The 24,519-nt window shown below is 38.6% G+C and carries 18 protein-coding genes and 1 tRNA gene; 13 read left to right on the top strand and 6 right to left on the bottom strand.

The features are described 5' to 3' along the window. Positions 1-7: 7 nt before the first annotated feature. Positions 8-1,723: a GMC oxidoreductase gene (locus ACN0TV_RS12745; RefSeq protein WP_417363303.1), complete on the bottom strand. Its 1,716-nt coding sequence runs from the start codon at positions 1,721-1,723 to the stop codon at positions 8-10. Between the two features lie 145 nt (positions 1,724-1,868). On the opposite strand from ACN0TV_RS12745, the gene ACN0TV_RS12740 reads away from it, so the two are divergent. The 7 genes from ACN0TV_RS12740 to ACN0TV_RS12710 all read left to right on the top strand — a co-directional run bounded on the left by ACN0TV_RS12740 (position 1,869) and on the right by ACN0TV_RS12710 (position 9,438). Further along, complete coding sequence (locus ACN0TV_RS12740) at positions 1,869-2,882, top strand: sugar phosphate isomerase/epimerase family protein (RefSeq protein ID WP_417363302.1); 1,014 nt, start codon at positions 1,869-1,871, stop codon at positions 2,880-2,882. 44 nt (positions 2,883-2,926) lie between these two features. Beyond that, positions 2,927-4,156, top strand: coding sequence for a nucleoside permease (locus ACN0TV_RS12735; protein ID WP_417363301.1), 1,230 nt, complete (start codon positions 2,927-2,929; stop codon positions 4,154-4,156). Between the two features lie 118 nt (positions 4,157-4,274). Next, on the top strand, positions 4,275-5,408 hold the full coding sequence (locus ACN0TV_RS12730; protein WP_417363300.1) for a Gfo/Idh/MocA family protein: 1,134 nt from the start codon (positions 4,275-4,277) through the stop codon (positions 5,406-5,408). Between the two features lie 133 nt (positions 5,409-5,541). Continuing rightward, complete coding sequence (locus ACN0TV_RS12725; RefSeq protein WP_417363299.1) at positions 5,542-6,690, top strand: Gfo/Idh/MocA family protein; 1,149 nt, start codon at positions 5,542-5,544, stop codon at positions 6,688-6,690. Between the two features lie 94 nt (positions 6,691-6,784). Next, positions 6,785-7,837, top strand: coding sequence for a sugar phosphate isomerase/epimerase family protein (locus ACN0TV_RS12720; protein ID WP_417363298.1), 1,053 nt, complete (start codon positions 6,785-6,787; stop codon positions 7,835-7,837). A gap of 18 nt (positions 7,838-7,855) precedes the next feature. After that, positions 7,856-8,605, top strand: a complete 750-nt coding sequence (locus ACN0TV_RS12715; protein WP_417363297.1) for a 3-keto-disaccharide hydrolase — start codon at positions 7,856-7,858, stop codon at positions 8,603-8,605. Then, on the top strand, positions 8,602-9,438 hold the full coding sequence (locus ACN0TV_RS12710; protein WP_417363296.1) for a 3-keto-disaccharide hydrolase: 837 nt from the start codon (positions 8,602-8,604) through the stop codon (positions 9,436-9,438). The genes ACN0TV_RS12715 and ACN0TV_RS12710 overlap by 4 nt, the downstream gene beginning before the upstream one ends. A gap of 134 nt (positions 9,439-9,572) precedes the next feature. Here the strand turns inward: ACN0TV_RS12710 and ACN0TV_RS12705 are convergent, their stop codons facing one another. Then, entirely contained in the window at positions 9,573-10,586 is a 1,014-nt protein-coding gene (locus ACN0TV_RS12705; RefSeq protein ID WP_417363295.1) for an LLM class flavin-dependent oxidoreductase, read from the bottom strand. Between the two features lie 145 nt (positions 10,587-10,731). Then, positions 10,732-11,340: a superoxide dismutase gene (locus tag ACN0TV_RS12700; protein ID WP_417363294.1), complete on the bottom strand. Its 609-nt coding sequence runs from the start codon at positions 11,338-11,340 to the stop codon at positions 10,732-10,734. 122 nt (positions 11,341-11,462) lie between these two features. Between ACN0TV_RS12700 and ACN0TV_RS12695 the strand changes: the two genes are divergently transcribed. From ACN0TV_RS12695 to ACN0TV_RS12675, 5 genes are all read left to right on the top strand, one after another. After that, positions 11,463-14,600 (top strand): UvrD-helicase domain-containing protein, encoded by a 3,138-nt coding sequence (locus ACN0TV_RS12695; protein ID WP_417363293.1) that lies wholly within the window; start codon positions 11,463-11,465, stop codon positions 14,598-14,600. Between the two features lie 125 nt (positions 14,601-14,725). Continuing rightward, on the top strand, positions 14,726-15,919 hold the full coding sequence (gene kbl / locus ACN0TV_RS12690) for a glycine C-acetyltransferase (RefSeq protein WP_417363292.1): 1,194 nt from the start codon (positions 14,726-14,728) through the stop codon (positions 15,917-15,919). Between the two features lie 109 nt (positions 15,920-16,028). Further along, positions 16,029-17,378, top strand: a complete 1,350-nt coding sequence (locus ACN0TV_RS12685) for an OmpA family protein (RefSeq protein ID WP_417363291.1) — start codon at positions 16,029-16,031, stop codon at positions 17,376-17,378. Between the two features lie 241 nt (positions 17,379-17,619). Next, the gene (locus ACN0TV_RS12680; RefSeq protein WP_417363290.1) at positions 17,620-20,376 is read left to right on the top strand and encodes a PD-(D/E)XK nuclease family protein; all 2,757 of its coding nucleotides are present in this window, start codon (positions 17,620-17,622) and stop codon (positions 20,374-20,376) included. Then, the gene (locus tag ACN0TV_RS12675) at positions 20,366-21,211 is read left to right on the top strand and encodes an alpha/beta hydrolase family protein (protein ID WP_417363289.1); all 846 of its coding nucleotides are present in this window, start codon (positions 20,366-20,368) and stop codon (positions 21,209-21,211) included. The genes ACN0TV_RS12680 and ACN0TV_RS12675 overlap by 11 nt, the downstream gene beginning before the upstream one ends. Before the next feature lie 13 nt (positions 21,212-21,224). Here ACN0TV_RS12675 and ACN0TV_RS12670 read toward each other — a convergent pair whose 3' ends face one another. The 3 genes from ACN0TV_RS12670 to ACN0TV_RS12660 form a co-directional block, all read right to left on the bottom strand. Further along, a complete protein-coding gene (locus ACN0TV_RS12670) occupies positions 21,225-21,935 on the bottom strand; it encodes an SDR family oxidoreductase (protein WP_417363288.1) in 711 nt (236 codons plus the stop codon). A 230-nt stretch (positions 21,936-22,165) separates the two neighbouring features. Next, a tRNA-Ala gene (locus ACN0TV_RS12665) sits at positions 22,166-22,239 on the bottom strand. A gap of 34 nt (positions 22,240-22,273) precedes the next feature. Next, positions 22,274-23,068 (bottom strand): universal stress protein, encoded by a 795-nt coding sequence (locus ACN0TV_RS12660; RefSeq protein ID WP_417363287.1) that lies wholly within the window; start codon positions 23,066-23,068, stop codon positions 22,274-22,276. A 116-nt stretch (positions 23,069-23,184) separates the two neighbouring features. Between ACN0TV_RS12660 and ACN0TV_RS12655 the strand changes: the two genes are divergently transcribed. Further along, positions 23,185-24,513 (top strand): MATE family efflux transporter, encoded by a 1,329-nt coding sequence (locus tag ACN0TV_RS12655; RefSeq protein ID WP_417363286.1) that lies wholly within the window; start codon positions 23,185-23,187, stop codon positions 24,511-24,513. Positions 24,514-24,519: the final 6 nt, after the last annotated feature.

Raw genomic sequence — 24,519 nt, 5'->3', positions numbered from 1 at the left:
ACTTGTATTACAAATTCATTTTTTTAAGTTCTTCAACAGCATGGGCTGCAGCTCTTGCTGTAAAGGCCATATAACCCAAAGATGGATTATGACAAGCTGAAGAGGTCATAAAGGCACCATCTGTCACATAAACATTTGGTACATCATGAAGTTGATTATTTTTGTTTAATACCGAAGTTTTAGGATCTTTACCCATACGTGCAGTTCCCATTTCATGAATTCCAAGTCCCATTCCTCCTATACTATCGTAAGTGGATATGTTTTTAAAACCGGTAGCTTCGAGCATTTCAGCAGCCTGTTCTTTCATATCAACACGCATCGCATGTTCGTTTTCACCAAAGTCCGCATCAAAAGTCACAGTAGGAAGACCCCACTCGTCTTTTTTATCGTAATCCATATACATACGGTTATTGTGATCTGGTAATGTTTCACCAAAGGCAGTCATACCCATGGTCCATCCACCTGGCTCCATAACCGCCTTCTTAAGCTCTTGTCCATAAGACAATTCTTGAATCGCTTCAGACCAATCTCCACGACTGGCACCACCTTGATATCCGTATCCTCTAAGGAAATCACTTCTATCGCTACTTCCTCCTAAGTTTCTAAAGCGAGGTATGTAGATTCCATTTGGTCTTCTTCCTTTATAGTACTTATCTTGGAAACCATCAAACTTAGCGCTAGCACCTACTCTAAAGTGGTGATCCATTAAGTTATGACCTAGTTCTCCACTATCATTACCCATTCCGTCTGGAAAACGTTCTGACTTTGATTGTAATAAAATAGAAGCAGAAGCAATTGCAGAGGCACAAAGGAAAATTACTTTTGCTTTGAACTCGAAAGTTTCTTTAGTTTCTGAATCGATTACTCGAACTCCTGTAGCCCTACCGCTTTCTTTATCGTACATAACTTCATGTACAATTGAGAATGGTCGGAGAGTCATATTTCCTGTCGCCTCAGCTGCTGGAAGTGTAGATGAGTTACTACTAAAGTATGCCCCAAAAGGACATCCTCTCATACATCTGTTTCTATACTGACAAGAACTTCTTCCATCACCAGGTTTGGTTCCTTGAGTAATATGAGCGACCCTACCAATGGTAATCAAACGATCCGTAAATTTCTCAGCAATTTTATTTTTAAAATGATCCTCTACACAGTTCATGTCCATAGGTGGTAAAAATTCACCATCCGGCAATTGTGGTAATCCTAGATTTTCACCACTAACTCCTATATATTTCTCGACTTTATCATACCAAGGTTTGATTTCAGCATATCGAATCGGCCAGTCTACAGCAATTCCATCTTTTAGGTTGGCTTCAAAATCGATATCACTCAAGCGATAACTTTGTCTTCCCCACATCAGAGAACGTCCTCCAACATGATAACCACGCATCCAATCAAAACGCCTATCTTCATTGTATGGGTGCTTCAGATCATCCACAAAGAAATGCTCACTGGAAGCACTTACAGTATAGCCAGTTCTCGCTTGTTTATATTTCCTTTTTTTAACCTCGGCTGTCGCAGCTCCGCCGTTTGGCATGTCCCAAGGATCCAAATTTGCAGTTGGATAATCCTCACGGTGTTTCACCATACGACCACGTTCCAATACTAGTGTTTTAAGGCCTTGCTCGCAAAGTTCTTTTGCGGCCCAACCACCAGAAACCCCAGTACCAACGACAATGGCGTCATACTCTTCAACAGGGGAGTTGTAATAAAATGTACTCATGATACTTTTCGCTTGTTTATTATAGTAGTTTTCCAAATATATAAATTAATTTTTTACATTAGACGAATCTTTTAATTAAGAATTTAATATAACAGAAATATTAACATTAAAGAATTAACAAATTTAACCCCTTATTTTTGTCAAAATGGAGAGAAGAAACTTTATTAGCAACGCAACCTGCTCCATCGTTGGAGTCTCATTATTAGGAATGTACGCATGCAAACAAAGTAACTCCAATCAAGTATCCTTAAATGATAAGGATAAGTTAATTTCTGAAATCACACCGACTGTTAAATTATCACTCGCACAATGGTCGCTACACAAAATGATAGTAAATAACACTTTAAATCCGATGGATTTTGCACAAAAAGCAAAAGAACTCGGTTTTGAAGCTTTAGAATATGTAAGTCAATTGTATATTCCAGAAATTAAGAAAAGGGGAAATACCAACCAAGCGATAATGGACATTGCAACGGAGCTCAAAGAAAAAAGTGATGCACTAGGGATGCACAACCAAATTATGATGGTAGATCTTCACGATGGGCAAGCACTGCTGGCATCCGCCGATCAGTCCAATAGACGCAAGGCTGTTGAAAATCACAAAATATGGGCAGACGCTACAGCTGTACTAGGCTGCCATTCTATGAGAGTGAGTCTCTTTGGCAGTTTAGAAGAAGACCTTTTTGTATCCGGTGCAGTGCAGTCTCTAAAGGAACTTTGCCAATACGCGGCCAAAAAGAATATCAATGTCATTGTTGAAAATCACGGTTATTTGTCGTCCAATGGCGCCCTAATGGTCAAGGTTATGAAGGGCGTAAATATGTCAAACTGTGGTACACTTCCGGATTTTGACAATTTCTGTCTTAAAAGAAAAGAAAATGAACTTTGGAGTACGCCTTGTATTGAGGAGTATGACAAATACAAGGGAGTTAAAGAATTAATGCCTTATGCTAAAGGTGTGAGTGCAAAATCTTTTAACTTTGACAACAAAGGTCAGGAGACCACCATCGATTTTTTAAAAATGATGCACATTGTCAAAGATGCAGGTTATAAGGGATATGTCGGTATTGAGTATGAGGGAGACGAGCTTTCAGAAGAGGACGGTATTTTAGCCACAAAAGCTCTTTTGATCCAAGTAACAAAAGCATTAACAAGCTAGACTATTAACTATTTTACAAATATTAAATTTAAACGCAAGCTAACATGAACAAGAAGACACAGATTCAACTTTCCTTAATGATGTTCTTAGAATTTTTCATTTGGGGAGGTTGGTTCGTTACACTAGGCACCTTTTTAGGGAGTAACCTTGAAGCCACCGGGGCACAATCAGCAATGGCCTTTTCCACCCAATCATGGGGAGCCATTATTGCACCATTCATCATCGGACTCATTGCAGACCGTTATTTTAATGCTGAACGTATTTTAGGAGTCCTACACCTTATAGGAGCACTACTTATGTACATGATGTACCAAAGCACAGACTTTGGAGTGTTTTATCCCTATGTGCTTAGTTATATGATCGTATTCATGCCTACCTTGGCCTTAGTAAACTCTGTTTCATTTAATCAAATGACTGATCCAGCCAAACAATTTTCCTTTGTCCGAGTATTTGGAACCATCGGATGGATTGTTGCAGGTTCACTAATCAGTTATTTAGGATGGGATGCTACAGAAGGAATTGCCCAGGGACTTCTTAAAAACACCTTCTTAATGACTGCTATCGCATCTGCTCTACTTGGTGTTTATAGTTTCACACTACCAAAAACTCCACCAAAAGTAGACAAGAGTGAAAAAATGAATATTTCTGACATCTTAGGTTTAGATGCATTGAGTCTATTAAAGGACAGGAACTTCCTATTGTTCTTTGTCGCTTCTGTACTTATTTGCATTCCACTTGCTTTTTATTATCAAAATGCAAGTCCATTCTTGACAGAAATTCAAGTCGAAAATTCAACTTTCAAAATGTCCATTGGACAAATGTCCGAAGTCCTCTTTATGTTATTACTTCCATTTTTCTTCAAGAAGTTTGGATTTAAAAAGACTATAATAGCGGGTATGTTGGCATGGACAGTTCGATACTTATTATTCGCCTACGGAGATTCCGGTGAGTTACTCTTTATGCTAATTATCGGAATTGCATTACACGGTATATGTTATGATTTCTTTTTCGTCTCGGGTCAAATTTACACCGACACCAAGGCGGGACCGAAATTTAAAAGTGCAGCTCAAGGATTAATTACATTGGCTACCTATGGTGTAGGTATGTTAATTGGTTTCTATGTTGCAGGACTTATCACAGATAAGTTTCAAATCAGTGAAGGCGTACACAGTTGGCAAGACATTTGGGTCTATCCAGCCGGATTTGCCTTAGCTGTAGCTATACTATTCGCTCTTTTATTCAAGGACGAAAAGGTAGAGTACCAACAACAGTAAAACTAAATAACCGCAAAGGAGCTTTGGTAAAGAAATTTACCAAGGCCTTTTGCGTTTTAATATTACCGATTATTATCTTAAATTCACGTACTAACTATTTAACTTTTTAACAAGCAAAATGAGCAAGAAAATACGATTGGGAATTTTAGGAGGCGGTGGTGATTCGCTTATTGGCGTTTTACACAGAATTGCGTCTTCTATGTACGATAGCTATCAACTAGTTGGAGGTGTATTCAATCCAGTCCCGGAAGAAAATATAGGGTTTGCGGAGCATATTGGAATCGCAACTAGTAGAGTTTATAAAGACTTTGATACAATGATCGAGGAAGAGTTAAAACTTCCGGAAGATCAGCGTATGCAAGTCGTCTCTGTACTAACGCCAAATTTCTTACACTTTCCGATGGCTAAAAAGCTAATCGAATCTGGGTTTAATGTCATTTGTGAAAAGCCTATGACAACTTCTTTTGAGGAAGCGCAAATCCTTAAAGAAACACTTGATAAATCAGATGTGTTATTTGCCGTTACCTATACCTATACAGGTTATCCAATGGTGCGACAAATGAAAGAAATGATTGCCTCCGGGGTAATTGGTAAAATCCAAAAAGTTGATGTACAGTATTATCAAGGATGGATTAACCCTATTATCCACGATGCAGAAAAAAGAGCAAATACTTGGAGATTAGATCCTGAAAAAGGTGGAATCAGCTGTTGTATTGGAGACATTGGTACTCACGGATACGATATGATTGAATACCTTACCGGTCTTGAAGTAGAAAGCATTTTGTCAGATTTGAACTATATGTATAGCGACAACAAAATGGATATAGACGGAACGGTGTTACTTCGCTTTTCTGAACATGTTAAAGGATTGTTGCGTACCTCTCAAATTGCAACTGGAGAAGAAAACAACTTCACCGTTAGCATCTATGGAGAAAAAGGTGGTTTAAAGTGGGAACAAGAAAACCCTAATTTCCTATATCACCTGACAGAAGATCAACCGGTAAGAGTGCTTAAACCAGGCCATGCTTACAACAGTGAGTTTTCACTAGACGGTACAAAACTTCCTCCCGGACACCCGGAAGGTATTTTTGATTCTATGGGGAATATCTACAAAGGGGTGGCAAAAGCTATCAGAAAAGAAAAATATCATCCCGGTGAGTTTCCAACAATGAATGACGGTTTTAGAGGTATGAACTTTATAGAACGCGTTGTTGAATCCCACCAAAAGGGGAATGTTTGGGTAAAATTATAACCTTACCAGTAGGAGATTCAAAATAGGGCTGTGCAACAATCACAGCCTTATTTGATTAACAGTTAAATAATCTTTATTCAGAATTTTTTTAAGTATTTTAACGTTATTAAATACAATTAAAAGGAGTATACTAATGAGAAAATTAAGAATGGGCATGGTTGGTGGCGGACTCGGATCATTTATGGGAGGAGTTCACCGTAAAGCCGCTGCATTGGACGGAATGATTGAACTTGTTGGCGGAGCCTTCAGCAGCACCGAGGAAAAAAGCAAAGCTACAGGAAGATCGCTTTACTTAAACGAGGACCGTTGTTATGGAAGCTTTGAAGAAATGATCCTAAAAGAAAAGCAACTTCCTCTTGGTGAGCGTATCGATTTTGTGACCATTGTCACGCCAAATCACCTACATTTTGAACCTGCTAAAATGGCTTTGGAAAATGGTTTTCACGTGGTATGTGATAAACCAATGACTCTAACTGTTGAACAAGCGAAGACTATTGAAAGTTTAGCAAAAGAAACAGGGCTACTATTCGCTTTAACCCATAATTACTCTGGAAACGCCATGGTTAAACAGGCGCGTCAAATGATTGTAAACGGGGACATAGGAGATATTATCAAAGTACAGGCACACTACCTGCAAGGATGGATGGCTGATGAGCTTGATGAGCAAGCTTCAATTAAACCTTGGCGTGCTGATCCTACAAAATCCGGAATTGGCGGTTCCCTTGCAGATATTGGAACACATGCAGATCAACTCATTCGATACATCACCGCAATGGACATAACAGAAATTGCTGCGGATTTGGGTCGCATCGGAGAAGGGCGCACCCTAGATAATGATGGCAACCTACTTTTTAGAATGGAAAACGGCGCCAAAGGCAGTATGACCATTTCACAAGTTGCCGTGGGTGAGGAGAACGACCTTGCGATACGCGTCTATGGGACTAAAGGTAGTATCAAATGGGAACAAGAGAATTCTACACGACTACGCGTTCAATTCATTGGCAAGCCCGAGCAAATCTATACTCCTGATGGTTATGGTATATACGATAACATTAGAGAAGTTTCAAGAGTCCCTAAAGGACACCCTGAAGGATATTTAGAAGCTTTCGCCAACATTTATAAAAATTTTGGAACACACCTCTATACTGCTTTAGAAAATAAAACAATAGAAAAACCTGATTATCCCACCGTTCACGATGGCGTAAAAGGCGTTCAGTTTATTTATGCAGCCGTAGAGAGTGATAAAAACAACGCAGCCTGGACAAAACCAGCTGATTTTTAAGGATAATTTAGAAGCATTTGTTTTCCAATACGAAGATTTCTAAATAACTTGCTTAGACTAGAAGACATAATATAGACCAATAAAAATATAACAAATGAAGACAATTAAGGGGCCTGCAGTTTTTTTGGCTCAATTTGTAGACAATAAAGCACCTTTCAACACTCTTGAAGGTATGTGTAAATGGGCCGCGGATTTAGGATATAAAGGCATTCAAATCCCAACATGGGAAAGCTTTTTGATAGATTTAGATAAGGCAGCGGAAAGTAAAACCTATTGTGATGAACTCAAAGGTACCATTAACTCCTACGGCCTGGAAATCACCGAATTGTCAACGCACCTGCAAGGACAATTGGTAGCAGTAAATCCAGCCTATGATTTGATGTTTGACAACTTTGCTCCTGCGCATTTGCACGGCAATCCAAAGGCGAGAACGGCATGGGCTGTTGAGACGCTGAAGAAAGCTGCTAAAGCCAGTAATCATTTAGGCCTTAAAGCGCATGCAACATTTTCAGGAGCCTTGCTTTGGCATACCTTCCACCCATGGCCACAACGACCGGAAGGTTTGGTAGAAATGGGATTTGAAGAGTTAGCCAAACGTTGGTTACCTATTTTGAATGTATTTGATGAAAATGGTGTAGATGTTTGTTATGAAGTACACCCCGGTGAAGACATTCACGACGGAGATACATTTGAGCGCTTCTTGGCCGCCACCGGAAATCACAAACGAGTGAATATCCTCTACGATCCATCGCATTTTGTACTTCAACAGTTAGATTATATCACTTATATCGATCATTATCATGAGTTCATAAAATCCTTCCACGTAAAAGATTCAGAATTCAACCCGACCGGAAAAAAAGGTGCCTTTGGTGGGTATAACAATTGGGGAGATCGCGCTGGTAGATATAGATCTTTGGGTGATGGACAAATCGATTTTAAAACGATCTTTTCAAAATTGACACAATATGGCTGTGATGTATGGGCAGTTATGGAGTGGGAATGCTGTATTAAGAGCCCTGAGCAAGGTGCTAGAGAAGGAGCACCTTTTATCCAAAAACATATCATAGAAGCTACAGAAAGAGCTTTTGATGATTTTGCAGGTGCTGAAATAGATGAAAATAAATTAAAAAATATTTTAGGAATATAAACAACTAAAACACAATCGATGAAAACAATCAGTTATTTGTTTGCAGCTACATTACTCATAATGTCTTGCAAACAAAACACCCAAAAAGAAAATAAAGATCAATCAGAGCCTGTAGCAGAGCAGACTCAAGAAAAACCCGCTCAAGAATCCTGGGAAGTGCTATTTGACGGTAGCAATTTTGATTCTTGGCATATGTATAATACCGGTAAACCGGTATCAGCAGCTTGGTCCATCGAGGACGGAGCAATGGTATTGACTCCAGGAGATTTAGCAGGAAATATCGTCACAAACAAAGCGTATACAAATTTTGTTTTATCTCTGGATTGGAAGATTTCAGAAGGAGGAAACAGTGGTATATTCTGGGGTGTGGTTGAAGATGAAAAATACCATGAACCTTATCAAACCGGACCAGAAATCCAGGTACTTGACGATGAGCGTCACCCTGATGCAAAGGCAGGTACTACGCATCAATCTGGGGCACTTTATGACATGATCGCGCCAAGCAAAAAAGTAGTTAAGCCAGCTGGTCAGTGGAACAATTCTGTTTTAGAAATCAACCATATCACCAACAAAGGATCTGTTACCTTGAACGGTACTAAAATTGTTGAGTTTCCAGTACACGGAGAAGCTTGGGAGGCTATGATTGCTGATTCAAAATTCAAAGGTTGGGAAGGATTCGGAATGTACAAAACAGGAAAAGTAGGTTTACAATATCACGGCGATAAAGTATCCTTTAGAAACATTAAGATTAAAGAACTTACCAAATGATCAGAAACTCAATTTTAAGCCTTTTTCTGGTAATCGGTTTAGCAAGTTGCCAGCAGTCTAAAAGTCAAGACAAGAGCGAAACAACAACGGTAGAACAAGCTCCAAAAGGACCAGCTGTTATTACCTACCAGGAATACAGTGGCAGTGAACCTACCAAGCCTGAAGAAACCGAGTTCTACAAACCGGCAGTTCCGGAGGTTAAACCATATGCAAAGGATGGTGCACCAAGTGATGCCATTATTTTATTCGACGGTTCCAATTTAGATCAGTGGATTAGTAGTGCAGACAGTACGGCTGCAAAGTGGACCATTAATGACGATGGAAGCATGACGGTAAAAAATAGGACTGGAGATATTCAGACCAAACAAAGCTTTGGAAGCATGCAGCTTCATATTGAATGGAAATCTCCGGAGGAAGTTCAAGGAGAGGGACAGAGTCGTGGAAATAGCGGTGTTTTTCTACAAAATCGCTATGAAATTCAGATACTGGACAACAACGACAATCCCACCTATACCAATGGTCAGGTTGGAACGCTTTACAAACAAGGAACTGCCTTGGCAATGGCCTCAGTTCCAACTGGAGAGTGGAATACATATGATATTATTTACCACGCTCCCGAGTTCAATGAGGCCGGGGGTAAAATAAAATCTGCCACAGTAACCATTATTCATAACGGCGTGTTGATTCAAGATCATACAGAGGTCAAAGGGACAACTCCCTACATCGGTTGGCCGAAAAATGAGGCTCACGGAGAGGCTCCTATACGCTTACAAGATCACGGCGACAACAGTAGAGTAGGTTACAGAAATATTTGGGTTCGTCCTTTAAACTAGATTAGGGAAGAATTTTAGTTCAAGAGGTTTGTTTATCAAAGAACAAACGATTTTAAACACCACTGCCACTCTAACAAGTGGCAGTGGTGTTTATTATTTATGATAGGATGTACTCTATTGAATTTTCCGATCAACTACTTTTCGTTGAACAATTCACTAAGTAACCTATATGATTTTATTCTAGCCTGATGATCGTAGATATGTGATGTCACTATAACTTCATCAACCCCGGTAGTACGTATAAATTCTCCTAATTCTTTTTCAACAGTTTCCTTAGTCCCTTTAAAGGTGAAGTACATCATGTTTTTCACCATTGCCTGCTGCTGATAATTCCAGATTTCATCCATATCCTCAACTGGTGGCTGTAAGGGTTCTCTAGCGTTGGTAATAATACCCAAAGCCATTTGATAAAAACTAGTCGCTAAATATTCAGCTTCCTCATCTGAATCTGCTACAAATACATTTACACAAGCCATGGCATAGGGTTTATCCAAATACTTTGAAGGCGTAAAACCACCTTTATACAAATCTAAAGCCTCCTTAAGATGTGTAGGTGCAAAATGGCTTGCAAAGGCATATGGCAGTCCCTTTCTAGCAGCCAACTGGGCACTAAAGGTACTTGACCCTAACAAATAGATAGGAATATCCAATCCTTCTCCCGGGATGGCGCGTACACTACCATCTTGATTCTCGATGGAAAAATAAGTCTGTAATTCTTCTATATCGTTCGGAAAATCTTGAACGCTTTCGTGCTTCCCTCTCCTTAGCGCATGAGCAGTAAGTTGATCTGTTCCGGGAGCCCGCCCTAGTCCTAGATCAATACGATTGGGATAAAGCGTTTCCAAAGTTCCAAATTGTTCAGCCACTATTAAAGGGGCATGATTTGGAAGCATAACCCCTCCAGAACCAATACGGATCGTTGAAGTTCCTTGTGCTAAATAACCTAAAAGAACCACTGTAGCTGAACTAACCAGGGAATTGGTATTGTGGTGCTCAGAGACCCAAAATCTCTTGTATCCAAAGTTTTCTGCATTTCTTGCTAAGTCCAGGCTGTTTTGCATGGATTGTAAGTTTGAATTTCCCAATGCAATGGGCACTAAATCTAAGACGGAAAATTGAGTATTGGCAAATGTGCCTTTATTTGTCATAACAATTCTTTTTAGTAAGTGGACGAAGTAAAGTTACTTTACTTACAAGGAAGTCAGAATAGGTATTTTAAGTTTTGGTTATGCCTGAAATTAAAAAGGTCACTCCTTTGACAGAGTGACCTTACAGATATTTTGAGACTGTTGATTATTTCCCTTGAGTGTACAACTGAGATACTTTATCCCAATTAATCACGTTGAAGAAAGCCGAGATATAATCCGGACGTCTATTTTGATAATTTAAATAATAAGCATGTTCCCAGACATCAAGTCCAAGAATAGGTGCCCCTTCACAACCAGTATCCGGCATTAAAGGATTATCTTGATTTGGAGTAGAACAAACTTCTAGTTTACCACCCTTATGAACGCATAACCAAGCCCATCCGGACCCGAAACGTGTACCTGCAGCAGCTGAAAATTGTTCTTTGAACTTATCGAAAGATCCAAATGCACTGTCAATAGCAGATGCCAATTCTCCTGTTGGAGCTCCTCCTCCTTCTGGAGACATAATTTCCCAGAACAAGCTGTGGTTAAAGAAACCACCTCCGTTATTTCTAACGGCGCCATTATTCATATCCAATCCTGCTAAGATATCTTCAATCGATTTTCCATCCAAGTCTGTGTCTTTAATCGCATCATTTAGCTTAGAGGTATATCCTTGATGGTGTTTTGTATGGTGGATCTCCATAGTACGCGCATCTAGATGTGGTTCTAAAGCATCATACGCATATGGTAATTTTGGTAAATCAAAAGCCATTTTTTTGTATTTTTTAGTTAATAAATATATTGTTTCTCAAATTTAAGGAAATTCAATCGAAATCATGTCAATTATTTGTTAAGAACCCATAGAGATTTCTTATTTTGCAATAAACTAAAGAATTGGAAGCAGCTAATTTTCAAATTTACAATGCCTCTGCGGGATCTGGAAAAACGTATAGCCTGGTCAAAAGCTATTTATCCATCTTATTAAGCACAAAACATTTGGATGGTTTTAAGCAGATTCTGGCCATCACATTCACCAATAAAGCGGTGAATGAAATGAAGGAAAGAGTCTTGAAAAACCTCTATGAGTTTTCAAAAGAAAAGATTCTTGAAGAGCCTTCTTCCATATTCCAAGACCTGCAATCAGAATTACATCTAGAAGCAGAAGAATTACACAGGCGTGCCATCAAAATTTTAAATCGAATTCTGTATAACTATGCTTTTTTTGACATTCTAACCATTGATAAATTTAACCATCGGATCATCAGAACCTTCGCCTTCGATTTAAAGCTATCTACCAATTTTGAGGTTTCCTTAGACGAAAAAGCATTGCTGGCTGAGGCCGTAGATAATTTAATTTTTCGCGCCGGATCTGATAAACTACTTACCAACATCCTAGTCGACTATGCATTATCCAAAGCGGATCAAGACAAAAGTTGGGATATTTCTAGAGACTTAAGAGATATAGCGGAGCTCTTGTCAAAAGAAGATCACGTCGCTTTTATAAAATTACTGGAAGATAAACCCTTAGAGTTTTTTAGAGACTTAGGCCTAAAATTACTTAAGCAGATAAATACTCTTGAAGTCAAAACTACACAATCAGCACAGCAACTATTAGATCTTTTATCTTCAAAAGAAATTGGAGAATCCGGCTTTAATCGTGGATCACTCTACAATCGTATCAAGAAAATTATCTCAAAAAATTTTGATGTTCATTGGGAGTATGTTTGGTATAAGAAAATGACAACCGAACCATTATACACTAAGTCATTTGCAAAGAACAATGCGGACAAGGCTGCTATTTTAGATGAATTACAGCCACATATCGCATTGGAGATTGAAGTACTAAAAAACACAATCCTCGAGATAAACTTTTTAAAGAATTTCCATAAAAATCTTACACCCTTATCACTGCTTAATGCAATTAATACGGAACTCAACATTATTAAAGAAGAAAAAAACATTTTGTTGATTTCTGAATTTAATAAACTCATATCGACAACAATTGCAGATCAACCTGCGCCCTTTATTTACGAGCGTTTGGGAGAAAAGTACAAGCATTATTTTATAGATGAGTTTCAGGACACCTCAATACTCCAATGGGAAAACCTAAAACCCTTGGTGTCAAATGCTCTTGAGGCAGAGTTACCCAGTGGTAAAACGGGTTCAATACTTATAGTTGGGGATGCTAAACAAGCAATTTATCGCTGGCGAGGGGGGAAAGCAGAGCAGTTTATCGACCTGTATAATGAAGAGATTGAAAGTCCCTTTCAGGCACAAAAATCAGTTGAAAATTTACCAAAAAACTATAGGAGTTACGATGAAATCATAAATTTCAACAATGGTTTTTTCAAGTTTATTGCCCAACATCTAGAGCATCCAACATATAGAGCACTTTTCGAAGTATACAGTTCTCAAGAGACCAATTCCAAAAAAGGAGGTTTCCTAAGTTTTAACTTTATCGATCAAGAAGAAAACAAGGAATCAGATAACGATCTCTATCAACTAAAAACCCATGAGATCATAACACAGCTAAGAAATCAAAAATTTGAATACGGTGATATCTGTATTATAACACGCAAAAATAAAGACGGATTCTTACTCGCTGATTACCTGACCCAACAAGGAATTCCCATTATATCTTCGGAAAGCTTATTACTAAAAAACAATAAGAAAATAGCCTTCATAATCAACTTACTACAGCACCTGATTCATCCAAATGATCTTGAGGTCAATTATCAAATCTTAATTTATTTAGCCGAGAAACAGCGAACCAAAGGGGTTCATCCATTTATTCACGATAACCTCAATAACCTTGCGGCTGTTTTTAATAGTTACGATTTTAAGGAAGAAACCTTCCTTGAACTACCACTGTACACAGCAGTGGAATATGCAATCATACAATTTAAGTTAGCGGCCTCATCGGATGCGTATTTACAATTCTTTTTAGATGAAATATTGAGTTTTACACAAAACAGCAATGGGAGTTTAAGTAATTTCCTGAACTATTGGGACCAGAATCAAGAACGCCTGAGTCTTGCGGCTCCTGAAGATTCTAATGCGGTGCGCATTATGAGTATCCATAAATCTAAAGGCCTAGAGTTCCCCGTGGTTATTTTTCCATATGCCAATACGGACACTCAATACCAAAAGAACGATCAAAGATGGCTACCTGTTGACGAGCAAACCTATGGCATTCCTTTTGCGCTTTTTGACAAAACCAGTGTCATTGAATCTTATAGTGAGCAGGGTGCTGCATTGGTAGCACAAGACAAGGAAGTTTTGAGGCTAGACAACTACAACCTATTGTATGTTACATTAACAAGGGCTGTACAGCAACTCCACCTGATTTGTAAAAGAGATATCAAAAACGACGTGGCCAACACCAAGACCTTTGCAGGGCTCTTTATTAGCTATTTACAAGATACCGGTCTCTGGAATGATTCCATGGAAACTATAAGTATCGGAGATCCCAATCGGGTCATCACAACGGAGCCAGAGGATGAAACAGTTAAAGCTGAAGAAATTCCCTTTCACAGCAAAATGTCATGGAATGATTCTTTTGAAATCATCACCAAAGCAGGTTCGCTTTGGGGCACTGAACTAGAAAAAGCTATTGATCGAGGGAACCTTTACCACCACCTTTTATCTAAAATCATACACAAAACTGATTTGGAGCCAACGGTAAATGCCGCAATAAACAATGGTTTATTATCAGAAAGTGATAGAAAGCAAGTGGCTTCATATCTATTAGAATTAGTCCACAACCCGAAGTTGGAGGAATTCTACTCGGATCACTATGAGGTTTATATCGAACGCGACTTGTACACCCAGGACGGAATTGTTTTAAGGCCGGACCGCTTTATGCTTCGTGGGAAAAAAGCATATATCATCGATTATAAAACCGGAAGCCATTCTCAACAGCACCGTATTCAAATCGAGACCTATGCCAATGCCTTAATCCAAATAGGTTATGAAGTCGAAAGAAAATTGATTGTTTATATTAATGAAGAAATAAAAATACTAGAAACGTAAGTTAAATATTAGCGTTTTATGTCATAATCTTTCAAAACAAAAATAATTCGTAATTTTTGAACATACATTCCCTTACTGAACAATTATCTCATAACTTTGTGAATTATAACTAATAATTAGAACTGATGTACGGTAAAATTCAACAACACCTAGAAAACGAACTCGAAGAAATTAAGGCCGCAGGGCTTTATAAAAAAGAACGTATCATTACTTCCCCACAGGGTGCAGAAATCACTATAAGTACTGGTGAAACAGTATTGAATTTCTGCGCCAATAATTATCTTGGACTTTCTTCTCATCCAGAAGTTATCCAAGCGGCGAAGGATGCCATGGACACACATGGCTTTGGAATGTCATCAGTACGATTTATTTGTGGTACTCAGGATATCCATAAAGCATTAGAACAAAAAATATCTGATTTTTACAACAAGGAAGACACAATTCTATACGCTGCAGCCTTTGACGCTAATGGAGGTGTCTTTGAGCCCTTATTGACCGCTGAAGACGCTATCATATCAGATTCTTTGAACCACGCCTCTATCATCGATGGAGTGCGCCTGTGTAAGGCAAAACGATATCGCTATCAAAACAATGACATGAATGACCTTGAAAAGCAACTTCAACAGGCCAACGAAGATCAAGCACGATTCAAAATCATAGTTACCGATGGAGTATTCTCAATGGATGGTCTATTGGCACCCTTGGATAAAATATGTGATTTAGCTGAAAAATATGACGCATTGGTCATGATCGACGAATGTCACGCCGCAGGGTTTATAGGCGCAACGGGTAGAGGAACATTGGAAGAAAAAGGGGTGTTGGATCGGATCGACATCATTACCGGAACGCTTGGTAAGGCATTGGGTGGTGCAATGGGAGGTTACACAACAGCTAAGAAAGGAATCATTGAAATGTTACGACAGCGCTCAAGGCCTTACTTGTTTTCAAATTCATTAGCGCCAAGCATTGTCGGAGCCTCATTAAAAGTATTTGAGATGCTATCCAACAACACTGAACTTAGGGACCGATTGGAAGAAAACACCCGATATTTCAAGGAAGGCATTAAAAAAGCAGGCTTTGACATCATCGATGGAGATGCCGCGATTGTACCAGTTATGCTATATGACGCACAATTGTCACAGACTATGGCCGATGAACTTCTTAAAAAAGGTATCTATGTAATAGGTTTTTTCTATCCCGTAGTTCCTCATGGAAAAGCGAGAATAAGAGTACAGCTATCAGCCGCTCACACCCGCAAACACTTAGATAGAGCAATACAGGCATTTACAGAGGTTGGCAAAAATCTTGGGGTAGTTTAAAGCATTGCTCTTTTCATTTTAACTAAAAAATTATATATTTGTTTTTGTTAATAAGTTGTAACAACTTACATTTGTCATTAAATTAACACTTAAAATTAAATAATTGAACATGAAACATCTTAGCAAATTACTAGTTGCTGCGTTCCTATTTGTAGGGATTAGCAACATGAATGCTCAAGACCAGAACAATCCATGGCAGATCAGTTTTGGGGCGAATGCAGTTGATGCATACCCAACTAATTCTGATAGACCATATGCTTCAGAAGCTTGGTTTGACGAGTATTTCAACGCGAGTGATCACTGGAACATTCTACCTTCTATTTCTTACGTATCTGTTTCTAAATATGTAGGAAGTGGAATCTCTTTAGGAGTTCGTGGGTCACTTAACAAAATTGACAAACAAGGAGATACTAGTGTAGATGATCTATCTTACTACGGTGTTGACGGTACAATCAAGTACAATTTTGTTCAAGGAACTATTTTCGATCCTTTTGTTGAAATTGGTGGTGGTTACACTTGGATAGATGAGATTGGAGCTGGTACTCTTAACGGAGGTGTTGGTTTCAATGTTTGGTTTACTGAAAACTTAGGTTTGACAGTACAATCTAGCTACAAGCATGTATTCGAAGATTACAGCGCTCCTCATTTCCAACACTTAGCTGGTCTTGCGATCAAATTTGGTGGTACTGACACAGACGGTGACGGTATTTATGACAAAGACGATGCTTGTCCTGAAGTACCTGGTTTAAAAGAATTCAACGGTTGTCCTGATTCTGACGGTGACGGTATTGAAGATTCTAAAGACGAATGTCCTAACGAAGCTGGTACTGCTGCAATGAACGGTTGTCCTGATTCTGACGGTGACGGTGTAGCTGACAACGTAGACGAATGTCCTGAAACTCCAGGTCTTAAAGAATTAGCTGGATGTCCAGATTCTGATGGTGACGGTGTAGCTGACAAAGACGATCAGTGTCCAGATGTTGCTGGTCCTGCTGCAACTAACGGTTGTCCAGACAAAGACGGTGACGGTGTTCTTGACAAAGATGATCAGTGTCCAGATGTTGCTGGTACTGTTGCAAACAATGGTTGTCCTGAAGTAACTGAAGCTGTTCAAAAAGCATTGAACGACTATGCTAAAACTATCTTGTTCGACTTAGGTAAAGCAACTATCAAAACTGAGTCTGCTAAAGTATTGGACGATATCATCGGAATTCTTAACGAATATCCAAATGCTAAGTTCACTATCGACGGACACACTGATAGTTCAGGTAGTAATTCACTTAACCAAAGATTGTCTGAAGAAAGAGCTGGTTCAGTTAAAGTTTATTTAATCGAGCACGGTATTTCTACTAACAGATTAGAATCTCACGGATATGGTGAAGACAAACCTATCACTTCTAACGCAACAAGAGCTGGTAGAGCTCAAAACAGAAGAGTTGAAATTAACCTAGTTAAATAATTAGATTAATTCAAATCATATAGAAGACGCCTCGAGAAATCGGGGCGTTTTTTTTATGCTTATATTTTTCTGTTATCGGATCCAATCATAGTTCTGCTCCACTTAGATAATTTCAGTCCTATAAAGCCATAGGACTTTTCGATTATCTAAGACTTTTGATTATCTTTAATCTTGATAATTATTCTTATTCCTAACGTATATATCAACGATCTAACGATACCATAAAACGCATCATATCGCTATGAAATCATTTTTATCTGAAGTCTCCCAAGCCATTTATAGCAAACATCATGATAACTTAGCCAATGTGATCCTAGTGCTTCCTAGTAAACGGGCAGCTACCATCCTTAAAAACGAATTCCTCAACACTGTAAACGTCACAAGCATTTCTCCAGTGATTTATGGAATAGAGGATTTTATACAAGAATTAGCCAGTTTAAAACTGGTTGGGAACATTCATCTACTGTTTGAATTTTATCAGCTGTATAAACAACTTACCCCAGAAGATCAACAGGAGGATTTTTACCATTTTATATCTTGGGCACAAACACTATTACAAGACTTCAATGAAATTGATCGGTATCTCATAGCATCCGATTCTTTCTTTACGCATCTCTTCAACATCAAAGAATTAGACCAGTTTCACTGGACCAATACAGCCGACAAAACCAATCTGCAGCAGAATTACTTAATGCTTTGGAAGAAGATGCACTTGTACTATGGAGAGTTAAACAAGCATCTTTCCAAACAGGGGCTCGCCTATCAAGGTGCACTCTACAAAGAGGCGCATGAGAATTGCTCAGCCTACATTCAAAAGAATGCTGATAAGCAATATTACTTTATAGGTTTTAATGCCTTAAATACCGCTGAACAAAATATGTTTCAAGCATTTCTTGAAGCTGGAAACACTACAATATATTGGGATCTTGATAAGAAATTTTTAGATGAACCTGTTCATGACGCTGGACTGTTTTTAAGAAAGTACAAAAACACTTGGCCATATTACAAGACCAATACGTTTGATTATGTTACGGAGTACTACACTGAAGAGAAATCTATAGAAATTATAGGCACACCAAAAAATGTAGGCCAAGCGAAGTATATCGGGCATATTTTGGAGAGCAATGAACTAGAGGCCTCCAAGACTGCAATTGTCTTGGCTAATGAAAGCCTGCTAACGCCGCTAATAAGTAGCCTACCTGATTCCATAGAGGTAGCTAACATCACTAGCGGATTCCCCTTAGCCTTAACTCCCCTAGGTACTTTTTTTGAAACCTTACTGGAGGTTTGGGAAAACAAATCAGCAGGAACTTGGTATTACAAAGACCTTATCGCCGTGTTTAGCAATCCTGTAACACAAATGTTACTTGACCACAAAAAACAAGAAGTTGATTCCTTACTCAGCACTATAAATCAAGAGAACGCAGTATATGTCCCTGACCACCACCTGACCGGTATCTCTGAATTAAAGTTACTGTTTCCAAGAGTAAAAAAGCCTGTAATGTCACAGGTCATTGATGACTGTTTAGAACTTATAAATCAGTTAAGGGATCGTTACAAAAAAGAAAAAAATGCTCTTTTCTTAGAATACCTCTTTGGCTGCTACCAGGTATTCAATCAACTCCAACAATTCAACACTACTTACGGAAGTATTACAGATATAAAATCGCTTCGCAAAGTTTACTCCGCTACAGTTCAACTACAGACAATTGACTTTAAAGGAGAACCTGTACAAGGTCTTCAAATCATGGGAATGTTGGAGAGTCGTAATTTAGATTTTGAAAGTGTCATTATATCTTCGGTTAATGAAGGTGTTTTACCTGCAGGTAAAACTCACAATTCATTTATACCCCTGGATTTAAAGGTGGCCTTCGGACTTCCTACATTTAAGGAAAAGGATGCGATATACTCCTATCACTTCTATAGACTCTTACAAAGAGCAAAAAAGGTTTATGTCTTATACAACACAGAACCCAATTCATTGGAGGGTGGTGAAAAGAGTAGACTCATACATCAGCTCACCATGTTGCCGGAGGCTAAGCATAACATTATTGAAAAAGTTGCGGTGGCAAAAATTAATAATGAGAAGACTGAACTGCTAAGCATAGAGAAGGACTCAACATTGTTAGAGGCTCTTAAAAAGGTAGCACAAAACGGGTTTTCTCCCACCTCTTTAACCAATTACATCCGAAATCCATTAGATTTTTACAGCCGATCCATATTAGGTATAAGGGAGGTCGAAGAAGTAGAAGAGACCATTGCGGCCAATACTTTAGGCACCATAGTTCATGACACTCTTGAGTTTTTCTACAAGCCATTGGAAGGACAGCTCTTAACCATAGAGCATCTGAAAAACATGCGCGCTATGGTAGACGATAAAGTCCAAAATTTCTTTTCAGAGACCTATACAAGTGTCGATAAACTTCAGGGCAGGAATTTAATTTCCTACCATATTGCCAAACGCTATATTGAGAATTTCCTGAGGTTTGAAGAAGAACGGTTGAAGAAAGGTAAAAAGATCCAAATCCTGCACATTGAACGCAATGTCAAAGCTGAAATTCCGGTTTCCGGGCTAGACTTTAAAGTATATTTAAAAGGAAAAGTAGACCGCGTGGAAATGGTAGATGATCGCATTCAAATAATCGACTACAAGACAGGTAATGCAGAATCCAAAAATGTTGAAATAGTGGATTGGCCAGAACTCATTGAAGATGCCACTTATAATAAAGCCTTCCAGATTTTGTGTTACGCGCTTCTTATTCACAAAGAAACAGGACTAAATTCCTTTACAGGAGGTATCATTTCATTTAAAAATCTCAAAGCTGGAATCATCTCATTCGCAACAAAAGACAAAAGAGGAAACAGAGCTATTAAGGAGACTGTCATCGATCAAGAAGTATTACATACATTTTCAAAAGTACTTGAAAAGCTCATCGTTGAGTTATTTGATAAAGATCAAGCGCTTCAAGAAAAAGAAATAGAAAAATATGCATACTAGAAGAAATCAAATCCTACAAGGCGAACATCAAAAGCCGATACTTTACGATATCTATTTTGAACAACAAACAACGAATGCCCCACTGGTAATATTTTGCCACGGTTATAAAGGCTTTAAAGATTGGGGGTATTGGGATCTGGTCGCCAAAGCATTTGCAAAAAATGGTATTTGTTTTGTGAAGTTCAATTTTTCACACAATGGAGGTACGATTAATGAGCCTATTGATTTTCCGGATTTAGAAGCCTTCGCTACCAATAATTTCACCATTGAATTGGATGATTTAAAAGTGATGATCGATCACTGTACCGGCCCTGATTTTCTTTACCATGAGTCTATAGATACAAATAGCCTCAGTCTTATCGGACATTCAAGAGGAGGTGGTATAGTGTATATCAAAGCAGCAGAAGATGAAAGAGTAAAAAAAGTAGTTAGTTGGGCTAGTGTAAGCGACTTTGAAGCTCGTTTTGCTGATGAAAAAGCCAGAGCGTATTGGAAAGAAAGGGGCGTTATTTATGTAGAAAATAGCAGGACAAAACAACAACTGCCACACTACTATCAATTCTACGAGGATTTTGTAAACAACACAGAACGCTTTACCATTGAAAATGCTGTACAGAATCTAAAGATTCCAAACCTAGTGATTCATGGAACAGAAGATCCAACAGTAGCAATTGCTGAAGGTGAAAAAATAAAGCAATGGAGTTCGAAGGGAGAATTCCTAGTTATAGAAGGCGCCAATCATGTTTTTGGAGGCAAACATCCTTGGGAAAGTGAAAAGCTCCCACAACACATGCAAGAGGTAGTGGAAGCTTCTATAGGGTTTGTTCTAGAATAAATTAATAGAACGCTTATTTTTTGTCCGGTCGCAAAGGACGTACCTCAATTTTACTTGGTAGTGTTCTTGGGTTGATCTTTAATAAATCTACCACCAGGTCACCAAGGTCCTCAGGTTGAATTTTCCAAGCATCAGAATCTGTAGGATCATTATCATTAAAATGAGAGGAAACAGAACCGGGCATAATAGTTGAAACCTTGATATCGTATTTACGTAAATCAATCATAGCTGCTTGTGTAAATCCAACCACTCCAAATTTAGAAGCATTATAACCTGCTCCATTGGCAAAGAAGTTCGTTCCTGCTAAACTGGCTAGGGTGATATAATACCCTTTCGAAGCTTTTAAGGCCTCTACGGAGGCTTTTAAGCTATGGTAGACTCCGTTGAGGTTCGTGTCTATCATCTGCTTCCATTTATCAGTCTCAAGCTCGTCTATAGGCGCAAAATGACCAACACCGGCGTTGGCTAATACTAAATCGAGTTGTCCCCAAGTTGCAAGGATTTGCTTTACAGCATTGATTTCATCTTCCAATACTCCAACGTCAGATCCGAATCCAAGCACAACATCTGAACCTCCTAGTGATGCAGCTGCTTTTTTAGCATCTTCAGCGTTTCGGCCGCTAATGGCAACTCGCATTCCCTGATCTAACAATACTTTGGCCACGCCATAACCAATACCTTTTGTGCCTCCGGTTATGTAGGCAACTTTTCCTTTTAATTCCATAAAATTTCTTTTTGTTAAAGGTAAAATATATAACCCATCAAAGAAAATAAGCGATGTTATTGTTTTCTAAAATATGAGAATTGATAGAAAGAAGTTTGCTGATTTTAGTTTCAGTTTAATTGTCCCTATTTGCTTTTCCTATGTAAGTCCAATCATACTGAAATCGTACATTTCAAAAAAACAAAAAACCCGTAAACAACTTATTTTTATGTGCTTACGGGTTTCTTATGTGGAGCATAACGGAGTCGAACCGATGACCTCTACACTGCCAGTGTAGCGCTCTAGCCAGCTGAGCTAATGCCCCGAAAAGCTATTTTGTTATCAAAATTATGCTTTGCTTATTTTTTCACACTTAATACCAGTAATGGAATTGAGCATCTAAATTCGCGCTTCAAAATTATATTTTTTTCCCATAACTTGGTAAAAAATCCACGTTTTCTTCTAAAAACAATTAAAATGTCGGGGTGATTGGTCTGAATATGCTCGAGCACACCTTCGAAAGTAGTAGTGTTTTCAGTGGTTTGAAGTGAATCACTCAAACTTTCTAAGATTGGATTTAAGACTAAATCTTCGGGCTTATAACGGGGTGTTTTAACTAATAATAGGTTTAAATACAGTTTAAATGCATTTTTAAACTGTATTAAAGTATCAAGGATCGACTCGTGATTGACAATCCCTGATTTAAATGCAACCAATCCATTTTTATAAGCATGGAATGTATTTCCTTCCGGAATGATAAGCGAGGGAATATTGGTTTGTTTAATAATACTACCGGAGGTATGTCCTAAAAATACTTCCTCCCGAATATCGGTCGTTTTGGGTTCTAATATAATAAGATCAATACCGTATTGCTCATCAACAGCCCTAACACCATCGACCACATCGCCGTTATAGGCCGTAATAGTCACAGATACGTCTCTCTTGTCTACTTGACTGACAATCTCATCCAACTGATGTGTGGTGGACTCGGCAACGATCTTTTCCACATTGGCAAGACTTCCAGCTTTAGTGACCAGGGTAAACGCCTGCATTACATACACATTTGAACCCATAAATTCAGCAAAATCGATAGCGTACTGTAATGTGTTAACGGCGTTAGCTGAGGTACCAATTGGAACTAAGACATTTTTCATAAAGGGTAAAAATTAAGGTTTGGTGTTATGTTGTACTTTGCTTCAGTACATTTGCATTTAAATTTACATAAAAAAATTAAAATCTGACCATTGCTTGAATTTCGGGGAGGCAACGTATGGGAAAAACTAAAATAAGCTTTAAAGAGATCAATCAACTCGCCATCCCTGCTATCATTGCAGGGATAGCTGAGCCCTTAATTTCGCTGACAGATATTGCGGTTATTGGTAATGTAAAGGAGAATCCTGTCGAAGCCATGGCGGCTGCAGGTATCGTAGGCTCTTTTTTATCCGCCATTATATGGATTGTTGCACAAACAAAAACTGCGATTTCTGCAATTGTTTCTCAGCACCTTGGATCAAACCGCTTAAACGCCGTTAAGACACTGATCCCACAGGCACTTGCCTTTAATTTTATTCTTAGTATTATTATATACATCAGTACCAGTTTACTGGCTGAAGAAATTTTTAGTCTTTATAATGCCGAAGGGCAGCTCCTAGATTATGCTAAAGAATATTATACCATACGCGCAATTGGCTATCCGCTTACTTTAGTCACCTTTGCTATTTTTGGAGTTTTTAGAGGTTTACAAAACACCCTTTGGGCCATGAAATGCAGTATTACCGGTGCGGTGATTAATGTTGTTCTCGATTATGCCTTGGTTTATGGTATTGATGGAGTCTTTCCATCTATGCACATTAAAGGGGCAGCATATGCTAGTTTGGTTGCGCAATTAGTCATGCTTCTAATGGCGTTGTACTTCTTTTTCACCAAAACTCCTTTTGGTTTGTCTTTGCGGCTTAAAATCAATCCTCAAATGAAAAGACTCCTGGGAATGAGTCTGAACTTATTCGTCCGAGCTGCATCACTGAACTTTGCCATTTATTTAGCCAATGCCTATGCCACTGGATATGGCGACACCTACATAGCGGCACAGAGTGTACTGATGAACATATGGCTGTTCTTCTCATTTTTTATCGATGGTTATGCTAATGCAGGAAATGCCATCTCCGGAAAATTACTCGGTGCAAAGCAATACAAAAAGTTATGGTTTTTAAGTATAGATATCTCCAAATATGCCATTATAATAGCTCTAATTCTCATGGGAGTTTGCGCTGTCTTTTACGATAACATCGGACTATTATTCAACAAACAAGAGGTTGTATTGGCACTTTTCTCTTCAGCGTTTTGGATTGTACTACTCATGCAACCTGTCAATGCTATTGCCTTTATGTTTGACGGTATCTTTAAAGGGCTAGGTGAAGCAGTGTATTTAAGAAATGTCTTGTTAGCAGCTACCTTTCTAGGTTTCACCCCTACCTTGCTCTTATTTGATTCTATAGGTTGGAAATTGCATGCGATATGGGTGGCTTTCTTTGTTTGGATGCTCGTGAGATCTATTGCACTGGTGATCAAATTCAAGAGAAAATATGTGAATGCCATCTAGAATACT

This window comes from Galbibacter sp. (assembly GCF_048266365.1).
GTDB lineage: Bacteria > Bacteroidota > Bacteroidia > Flavobacteriales > Flavobacteriaceae > Galbibacter.
Note: the sequence above shows the minus strand (reverse complement) of the source record. Positions and strands in the feature narration are given on the sequence as shown.